Source organism: Halomonas sp. MES3-P3E (assembly GCF_002836035.1).
Taxonomy (GTDB): domain Bacteria; phylum Pseudomonadota; class Gammaproteobacteria; order Pseudomonadales; family Halomonadaceae; genus Vreelandella; species Vreelandella arctica.
This window is the reverse complement of sequence record NZ_PJBT01000064.1, coordinates 1-5,023: the sequence shown is the minus strand read 5'-3', so window position 1 is coordinate 5,023 and position 5,023 is coordinate 1. Positions and strand designations below refer to the sequence as shown.

Sequence of the window (5,023 nt, the reverse complement as noted above, 5' to 3'; positions counted from 1 at the left end):
CATGACCGGCGTGTTCCGATTGCCGCTTTTCCAGCGTACCTTTCAGTTCACCCCCAATGTCCAGGGTGGCTCTCCGCTTTCGGCTACTGTGTTCGGGGTATCTTTTGCCATCGGCTGGACGCCCTGTATCGGCCCCATCCTGGGCGCCATCTTGATGGCCACGTCCAATGCTGCTAGTGCCCAGGCTGGAATGATATATCTCAGTGCCTACTCGGCAGGACTGGCGCTACCTTTTCTTGCCAGCACTTTACTGATTAACCGATTCGCTCTGCATCGGCAAAGCCTAGGAAGGTGGAGCGCCTATGCTCGCCCCGTGGCGGGCACGGTTGTGATCCTGATGGGCATCGCCATCGTCTCGGGTACCATGACGCGGCTTTCCAGTATCATGGTCGACCTTTTTCCCTCCCTGGCGACCCTGGGGTAGCCAGGCCGTCAGAGAAGTAGAGATTAATTTTCATACTGACTCCTTAGGAAGCTTATTAGGCTGAGCTAGTCTCCTAAAAGGAGATTATTTTTATAAAGCTTAGAACTTGATTCCTCTCATTATTAATTTAGTTTTCTCACCTACTTACTTTAATTAGGGGCTTCGTGGCGAGCTAACTTCCAGGCGCAGCGAATGCTGCAGTATTTTTTGAAAAAAACATTTATTATAGTAGGCCTTCCTGAATCCTAGCTGAATAATAAAAATCATGGCAAGTAACGCACAGCTACCTGGTTTATCTTTATATTTCGTGAGTAGTTACCTGATTACCTTTCCTTGATTTTTCTTTTAGGTTGTTCTAGCTTTATTATGCCAAGCAAGAGCTATGGTGAATAAAATCTGATTTAATAAATGGAGAATCGAGATGAATTTTGGAAAATATGAGAATTGCATTGAAGCTTGTCACGTATGTGCAGCGTATTGTGACAAGTGTGCAACTGAGTGCCTAAAAGAAGACGACGTAAAAATGATGGCGGAATGTATTCGCCTTAAAATGCAATGTGCTCAAATTTGCCGGTTAGCCGCTTCATTCATGGCACAAGAAAGCGAGTTTGCGCACGAGATCTGCCGTCTATGTGCCGACATTTGTAAAAAGTGTGGTGATGAGTGTGCAAAACATGATGCAACCCATTGTCAAGAGTGTGCTCAAGCTTGTCATCGCTGCGCTGAAGAATGTGCCGCAATGGCCAGCTAAGCTTCAAACCAGCCGGGGCAAGCGCTCCGGCTCGACGTGAACTTCTATGGAGAAATTCATTTGCTTTAACTCAGGCTTTCAAATTATTGAGGTAATTATTTTGAAATAAACTCTAGTAGAAGCAAGCCTACTGCGAGCCTCTTTTAAGGAAACACTGCATAAATACGACCGTTGCTGCCTAAGTGCCACCGGCAGGGCAAAATACAGTTTTCCACTACCCGCCAGAGTTCTCGATGAAACAGATCTCGTTTGCTCAGGCTGAGCACCAGAACAATAAGAAGGTCACCCGCCGGGAAGTGTTCCCGACGCGACTGATCTTTCTTATTCAGTTTAGTGACAGTGGTATTGTGGGTCGCCTGTTCGATCAGGCCTCACATGAAGTGATCACATGAAGTGACGAAGAACCATAAAAAAGCTTGGGCATACGCCCAAGCAATCGATCAAAACAGCTTCTCTGCTATGCTACTAACTCACCCTAGAAACTATACTGGGCAGCCACCATCACACGGCTCGCATCTTCTTCACGGCCATCGGCCAACTCCGTTTCGAAATAGCCGTACTCAATTCCGTACATCAAGCGTTCGTTGGGAGTCCACATCAGATTAAGAAATGTATTCTTGTTCTTTCTACCTGCATTCCCACCTACGGTAGGGTCGCCCAATTCGACATCGGTATAGCCATGGGACGCGTTCAGTGAATACTGTGGTGATATTTGATAAGAAAGACCAAGGGCTCCGCCATCGCCAGATAGCGTTTGCAGCTTACCGTTGGTATCGACGTAGGCATCGGCACCGTTGAAGTAATCGCCAGACAGATAGAGGTAACTGTTCGCCCCCTCGCTGGCGTTCACGATCGCTCTCAAGGTCACCGGTCCGGCATGGTAGGCACCTGCGGCGAAGGCCCCATAGCCCATTTCCGTATCCTTTTCGCTTCCGGTATCGTACTTCAGCTGCCGGGCGATGCCGGCGATTGAGTAGGAAAAGTCACCCATACTATCTTCATAGCGCAGGCTCAACGCGGGCATCGATGATACGGCATCGTCATTATCCGGTAGCAAATCATCTTCTGGCACTGAGCCATCTATATTCTCAGCCAATTGAGCTTGAGGGTCTTCCGCGGCTATCGAGAATCCTCCCATGGTGTAGCGCAACTGGGCTAGGCGCGACCCATAGCCATTGCTTCCCGCCGTGCCGAGGAAATCCAGTGTGGGCGTGGCGGCGACGAAGGTGGTGTAATTCGACCAGGTTTGCCCTGCCAGAATGCCATTCCAGGACCCATAGGCATGCCGTAGTCTGAAGCGCGTATTATCATCGTTGTAGGACCAGAAATCCCCTTCGATAACGGTGTCTAGCGTGCCCCCCTCGACAGGCGTACTGGTCCGAAAGCCGATGCGGCTTTGTGTCGCGGTGACTTGAAACTGATCCCCGACATCCCTCTCATCTTCCGATCCTGCGACTTCAGCAAAGTAACCTTCGTTAGCTGATCCGGCATCCCGGATCGAAGTTGTAAGCCATGTTCAGCCTGGCGTAGCCATAAAGCCCCACGGTGGTCTCTCCCACTTGGGTTTCCAGGGCCGAAACATACGTCGAGCCGATTGCCAAGGCCATAACCGTCATGCTGACCAAGGGAATCTTCTTGTTATTCCACATGATGACACCTCTTTATGAATTGTCTTGTTTTTACGCCGATTGCGGCACTATAAAGTTAGCGAAAATTCCTGAATTAAAGCTGAATTTGTTTGCCGAGATACTAGTTTTTCATAAAAAAGGTCAGCTCATGGCTGACCTTCTTAATTCATGTCAAGACTAAAGGATATCAATAGGCGACATGTAGTTCATAACGGTTACTGTCACTTTGGTTATTACCTCCCAATGAGCTACCACTCACCTCAAGCTGATAATTTCCAGGTTGCAGCTGACGAATAAGTTCGAAGTGCCCCCGTGGGCTGGAAGCTTCTGCTACCTGCTGTCCCGCCTCATTATAAAGAACAGCTGAAATGCGGTTGCCAGTGCTGGTAAATCCTGGAAAGTGCTCACTCACTACTTTCAGTGTAGTCGCTTGTTCAATGTTAATATTGAAACGCTTAGGTTGCCCCTGGACAAGCATCTGTGTAGAAGATACGCCTCTTTCTAGTAAGGGAAGATTCTGTGTTGTATTGCCTAAGCTCGCTAATACAGGTGTAGAGAGGATACTTGCTACTACTGCACTAAAAACAATTGCTTTAATTTTCATGGTGGTTTACTCCGCTGGTTATTTATAATTTAATAATAACCTTAGAGTATGAGTTGAAGCTGAATTTAGTGGTTTATTAGCAAAAAAAACGCCACCTTTCGGTGGCGCAAGTTATAGAGTGCTTAACGATTTAAAATATTAACCTGACACCTGCCACCACGCCGGTATCTTCGGTATTATTCCCGCCAGCACGAGAAAGGTCAGCGGTATCGCCATACTCTTTTTCCCAGTAAGCGCCCACGTAAGGCGCAAAGCGTCTGGTCACTTCGTAGCCCAGGCGCATGCCGACACGCACTGAGTTAAGGCCCTCACCCACACCAAACTCCTTAACTTCGCTGGCAGCTACGGCAATTTCGGTACGCGGCTGTAGGTAGAGCCGCTGCGTCAGGCGCAGATCGTACTCGCTTTCCAGGCTGGCGGAGATATCGCCTTCATCGCTTATCATCAAGTCGAGATCGGTCTCGAAGCGATAGGGGGCGAGCCCCAATAGGCTGATGACGCCGAAATAGCGTTCGGGATAGTCATTCGTAGCGATACCGCCCTGATAACCGATGCCGCCCTGAAGTTCCCAGAAGTCGGCAATCAAACGACTATAAAGCAGGTTGAGGGACTCGAATTCTGCATCTTCGCCATCGCCCTGGACGTTTTGGCCTTCGCTTTCCACGTATAGGCGATTGAAATCACTGCCATACCAGGCCTGGAAATCCCAGACCAAGGCATCCCCCCCCTTGTCGGGCGAAGCATATTCCAAGCGATCGACCCGTACCGTGGTCATCGGGTGCTCCACGACCGGTGACGGCCAGCCGGCCGGGGCGTCATAGCCGTCTTCGGCTTGAGCAGTCGTGGCGGCGGCCATGCCGAGGGCGGCGCTGGCGAGGGTTAAGTAGTGCTTGGTTTTCATACTGCCTCCTTAAGAAACCTGAACAACGCGGAACATGCCGGCATCCATGTGATAGAGAAGGTGGCAGTGGAACGCCCAACTGCCCTCTGCATCTGCGGTGATCAACGCAGATACGCGCTCACCGGGCTTCACATTTAGGGTGTGTTTGCGCGGAATCAATTCACCCTGGCCGTTTTCCAGCTCCATCCACATGCCGTGGAGGTGGATAGGATGCTCCATCATGGTGTCGTTAATCAGAATTAGGCGCAGCCGCTCGTCTTTCACAAAATGAATAGGGCCCGTCACTTCGCTAAACTTCTTACCGTCGAACGACCATATATAACGCTCCATATTGCCGGTCAGGTGCAGCTCAAGCTCACGGCCTGGCTCACGGCGATCAGGCCATGGTGTGATCGCTTTGAGATCCCGGTAGACTAATATGCGTCGTTCGTCGGGGTCGATGCCGATGCCCGCCTGGTCGTAGCGAGAGCCGGGCTGGGCTTCACCGGCGAGAAGCAAACCATTTGCGCCTATTTTGGCCTGCTCGGCTGCCATCCCCCCCATAGTAGAGTGATCCATGCCTTGCATGTTGGACATACCGGAGTGATCCATCCCAGCCATGCTGGAATGATCCATCCCCGACATGTTGGACATGCCAGAGTGATCCATCCCCGACATGTTGGACATGCCAGAGTGATCCATCCCCGCCATGTTGGAGTGATCCATACCGCCCATA

8 protein-coding genes are annotated in these 5,023 nt (G+C 50.4%); 3 read left to right on the top strand and 5 right to left on the bottom strand.

All coding sequences use genetic code 11. The annotated features are described in order from the left end of the window. From CXF87_RS11440 to CXF87_RS21635, 3 genes are all read left to right on the top strand, one after another. On the top strand, positions 1–424 hold a 424-nt coding region (locus CXF87_RS11440; protein ID WP_232774894.1), incomplete at its 5' end, for a cytochrome c biogenesis CcdA family protein. A gap of 421 nt (positions 425–845) precedes the next feature. Further along, a complete protein-coding gene (locus CXF87_RS22410) occupies positions 846–1,175 on the top strand; it encodes a four-helix bundle copper-binding protein (RefSeq protein WP_074211541.1) in 330 nt (109 codons plus the stop codon). Positions 1,176–1,408: 233 nt separating this feature from the next. Next, positions 1,409–1,567: a hypothetical protein gene (locus CXF87_RS21635; RefSeq protein ID WP_157826519.1), complete on the top strand. Its 159-nt coding sequence runs from the start codon at positions 1,409–1,411 to the stop codon at positions 1,565–1,567. 83 nt (positions 1,568–1,650) lie between these two features. Here the strand turns inward: CXF87_RS21635 and CXF87_RS11430 are convergent, their stop codons facing one another. The 5 genes from CXF87_RS11430 to CXF87_RS22265 all read right to left on the bottom strand — a co-directional run. Beyond that, a complete protein-coding gene (locus CXF87_RS11430; protein WP_269801102.1) occupies positions 1,651–2,673 on the bottom strand; it encodes a DcaP family trimeric outer membrane transporter in 1,023 nt (340 codons plus the stop codon). Next, complete coding sequence (locus CXF87_RS21630; RefSeq protein ID WP_157826517.1) at positions 2,651–2,824, bottom strand: hypothetical protein; 174 nt, start codon at positions 2,822–2,824, stop codon at positions 2,651–2,653. Before CXF87_RS21630 ends, CXF87_RS11430 begins: the two co-directional genes overlap by 23 nt. Positions 2,825–2,990: 166 nt before the next feature. Continuing rightward, positions 2,991–3,407: a hypothetical protein gene (locus CXF87_RS11425; RefSeq protein WP_157826516.1), complete on the bottom strand. Its 417-nt coding sequence runs from the start codon at positions 3,405–3,407 to the stop codon at positions 2,991–2,993. A gap of 130 nt (positions 3,408–3,537) precedes the next feature. Continuing rightward, a complete protein-coding gene (locus CXF87_RS11420; protein ID WP_101146710.1) occupies positions 3,538–4,308 on the bottom strand; it encodes a copper resistance protein B in 771 nt (256 codons plus the stop codon). Between the two features lie 9 nt (positions 4,309–4,317). Then, positions 4,318–5,023 (bottom strand): multicopper oxidase domain-containing protein (locus CXF87_RS22265; RefSeq protein ID WP_157826515.1); only part of this gene is annotated, 706 nt, incomplete at its 5' end.